Here is a 3,744-nt window from a genome sequence, read left to right on the forward strand (position 1 = left end):
GAGTAGAGATAAGGATATTATAGATACCTATGAGATTATCGCTCTTTTTAAGCTAGAAACAGGTGATGTGGTTTGGGATTGTCATAGATCTGACTGGAGTTCATTTGTGAATGTAGTGAGGTATCCTGGGTATCCTGAATCGGTGGATTAGAATTCACAGATCGATGAACAGATCTCGTGTTTCTGTTCAAGCGGTCATCCGTCCAAGTTCTTAGAGACCTATTATCTGGTGTCCGGTCATAGATTTCCTGGAACATAATGCAATGATTCGTATCAGACCGGTATAGTAACCAGAGAATCCAGGGTCGTGGCTGATGGATCAGTGACTCTGGTTTCCTCCGGTGAAACTCATATACATGGTGAGATATTGAAACCAGAATTGAGATTGTACCGGTGATGATACGTACAATGTCTTAGATATCCTGGAATCCGGGCATTTTTTTGATACAGGTGATGAAAGGAAAAAGAGAACCTTATGTATGCCGGGATAACCGGCACAACCATGTTGAAATAACCGGGTACCTGACGTTTTTATTATCCGGTGTGCATACAACTGGCATACAGGACCGCAGGACGAAGAGTACTGATACTCTCTTCATAAGTACCGGATTTCCATTATATTCATTACTCCCCAATCCAAATATCACATGCCTATGTCCTCCTCAACTATCCAGATCCCTGAATCAACCATCCACGCTCTTGATCATCTGAAAGCTTACCCCAATGAAACATATGCAGAGGTTATCGAGCGACTTATCGTACTTTCCAATACTGAAGAAGATATTACTCCAGAAGAATGGACACGAATACAACAGGCAGAGGCCGAATATAAAAATGGAAAAACATACACCCTTGATGAATTAAAAAGAAGACTGGGAGACGAATAAAATATTTACTCTCGTATTTTCCCATTCTGCTGAACAGGGATTCAAACAGATACCCTAAGAATATCGGCTCACCATATACCAGAGACTTGATGAGATTTGCCATCTCGAAAATCCTTCACTTCTTTTAAAAAAACTCAAAATTCCGGATGGAGTCAGACGGAACTCCTTACGGATAGGGATATTTCGGGTCATACTCAGGATAGAAGATGATACCATGGCCATCATAGTCCTTGATGCGGGTCATAGAAAACAAGTGTATCGAAAATATTGATCAAGGATCTCACTATCTTTTATGGAAAATGATAATGTAAATCCTTGAATGCGCCACAATATATCTCCATTTTTACGTTATGTAGAGGGGATTAATTGGACTCATCTGTATACTCCCCAAAAAACCTTCTACCAATTGGCATTACCAAACTCTCCCTCTAAATCCCCCTGGGTAATCTATCTGACCGTTCATACTTCCCTGCAAACCCAGGCACCCGTCATGAATCTAATCCCAATCCAAAAAAACCGGGCAGCTGACTCACCCCGGGAGGGGTCAGCATCAAAGAAGAAACCCCCCCATACAGGTGAACCGTGGTGAATGAAGCACACAGCCCTTATCCCTGTCTTGAATAGTCAAGCCATCATTCAACAGACCGGATATACTCCCCGGACCATCCCCGGATTTTACCCCTCTCATCTCCCGGACTATTTGGCATACCCTGACTCATCCTCTGAAATCTCCCTTACCAGTCGGCATTGTCAGACGAACTCGCTATCAATACATCGGGAAACCCTTCTGATGGTTCAAAATTACCACATGACATCCTGGATGGACCCTTTCGGCTCTTCCGGGCTCAACCTATTACCCGGACTGGTGCCTCTCGTCACGATGTGTTCGAACTCATTCACCCGGGATGCTGGTATGAATGTCAGATGACGAGAGGGACGAGATATCCATCCACCATCCTCGTAATAATTGAATGGGAATATCAGATCGATAGTATTTTGAACATAAAATCTGGATAAGCATTATGCAATGTACTGCTACATATCGCCCTTCTTTTCTGGTGATAGTACTATTTATTGGACTCGTGTTTTTTGGTTCTATCCCGGTATCAGCTGAAAAAACGAATTCAGACAATAATACGATTGTATTATATGGGATATTTCCAACCAACGGGACGCTCTCCTCATCCGGCGATCAGGCCAAAGAGACCTTTAATAAGGCTATTGATGACATAAATTCATTTTTGGTTCACCAGGGTTCTTCTAAGAACGTTCAGGGGATCACAACAGACATGGAATCTGATCCTGAATCTGCTTTACAAGCCGTTAAAAAATTACATGAACAAGGCATTACGAAGGTTATCGGTTATTTCTCGAGCTCACAACTTGAAACCATCAAGGATTACGCAGATTCTGAAGGAATACTTATCTTATCAACCGGTTCATCGTCGCCAACACTAGCAATTGCAGGCGACAATATCTTAAGATTTAATCCGGATGATAAAAAACAGGCCATGGCAGTAGATCAAATTTGGAGTGAGCAGAATATATCCGAAATTATTCCAATAGCAAGAGATGATCTCTGGGGTCATGACCTTGTAAAATTCGTATCACATAATCTTTCAAAGGGAATGACCCTGGAAGATGGAGTTTGGTACGATACCAATACAACTACATTCTCTGCGTATCTCTCTCAACTGGATACAAAAGTAGGAGAAGTCCTCAAGAACACGAATGCTGAAAATGTTACCATATATGCAGTTACCTTTGATGAGATAGAACCGATCATGAAGGAAGCAGCCAAACCAGAATACGCAAACCTTACGAAGGTACGCTGGACTGGATGCGATGGGAATGCATTTTCACCAGCCCTTACAGGCTCTACTGATGCCGCAGAATTTGCATGCAATCATAATTTCACAGCCCTTTCCCTGGGACCATATACAGATATATCTCCTGTTATCTACACTGCTCTCAAAGAAAAACTGAATGGAGAACCCAATGGGTATACCTATGGAGAATATGATGCAGTGTGGATAGCATTTGAATCGCACCTTATTGATGGGAAGACAGATGCTTCTTCACTTCGTGATGCAATCACAACGATATCGAATTCATATACCGGGATAGCAGGAAAGGACTTCAAAAATGAAGCCGGTGATATGGTCGAAGGTCATTATAACCAGTGGGGCCTTGTCAAAGAGAATGGGGCGGTTATGTATTCCAACCTTGGTCATGCATCGATTTGGAATATGGGTGGAGAGATTTATTTGGTAAAATATTACCCCAATACGTGAACACCTTCATTTTTGTTACATTGAAGGTATCCCGTCTCTTTTTTCCTAACCGGGATCACCGTTTCAGGTTGAAAAAACTATTGAGAATCCCGTGAATTGCACGCTCTATCTCGAAGATATATTTTGAAAAACCCTGAATCCCGTATAATGTGTACGAGTAAATCAGGAATCAAACCCTCTTTTCTTTACGAGATAGTATGTGCATAATACCACCATGCAATACCCCGGTGATATTTGAATCAAATTCCACGAACTGACTAGTATCTAGAGGATTTTTATCAACCGTTCTATTCTCGTGCCTCTCGTCACTAAAATTAAAGCATAATTCCTGTGGCAGATGATTGTACCATGTAAGAGGCGACAGGTACTAGATCCGGAAATATCCCTTCACCAATCGGTATTGTCAGGAGAGATCGCTCTCAATATACCTGACAAGCCCTTTCTGACACTTCAAACTCACAACACGAATCCAGGCTCCGGGATTATCTCTCAGCCCAGTCAACGATATTCGGGCAGAAAACTCACCCATCAATCCTATCATCGACCCGGACCCTAACCAATGT

Annotated in this window: 2 protein-coding genes; both read left to right on the forward strand. The window is 42.2% G+C overall.

The genetic code is table 11. The features are described from left to right. Positions 1 to 647: 647 nt before the first annotated feature. Positions 648 to 887, forward strand: coding sequence for a DUF7557 family protein (locus VN429_RS11935; protein WP_325633627.1), 240 nt, complete (start codon positions 648 to 650; stop codon positions 885 to 887). Positions 888 to 1,909: 1,022 nt separating this feature from the next. Continuing rightward, a complete protein-coding gene (locus tag VN429_RS11940; RefSeq protein ID WP_325633629.1) occupies positions 1,910 to 3,181 on the forward strand; it encodes an ABC transporter substrate-binding protein in 1,272 nt (423 codons plus the stop codon). The last annotated feature ends 563 nt before the right edge of the window (positions 3,182 to 3,744 follow it).

Origin of the sequence: Methanospirillum sp., from assembly GCF_035560735.1 — an archaeon.
In the GTDB taxonomy this organism is placed as follows: domain Archaea; phylum Halobacteriota; class Methanomicrobia; order Methanomicrobiales; family Methanospirillaceae; genus Methanospirillum.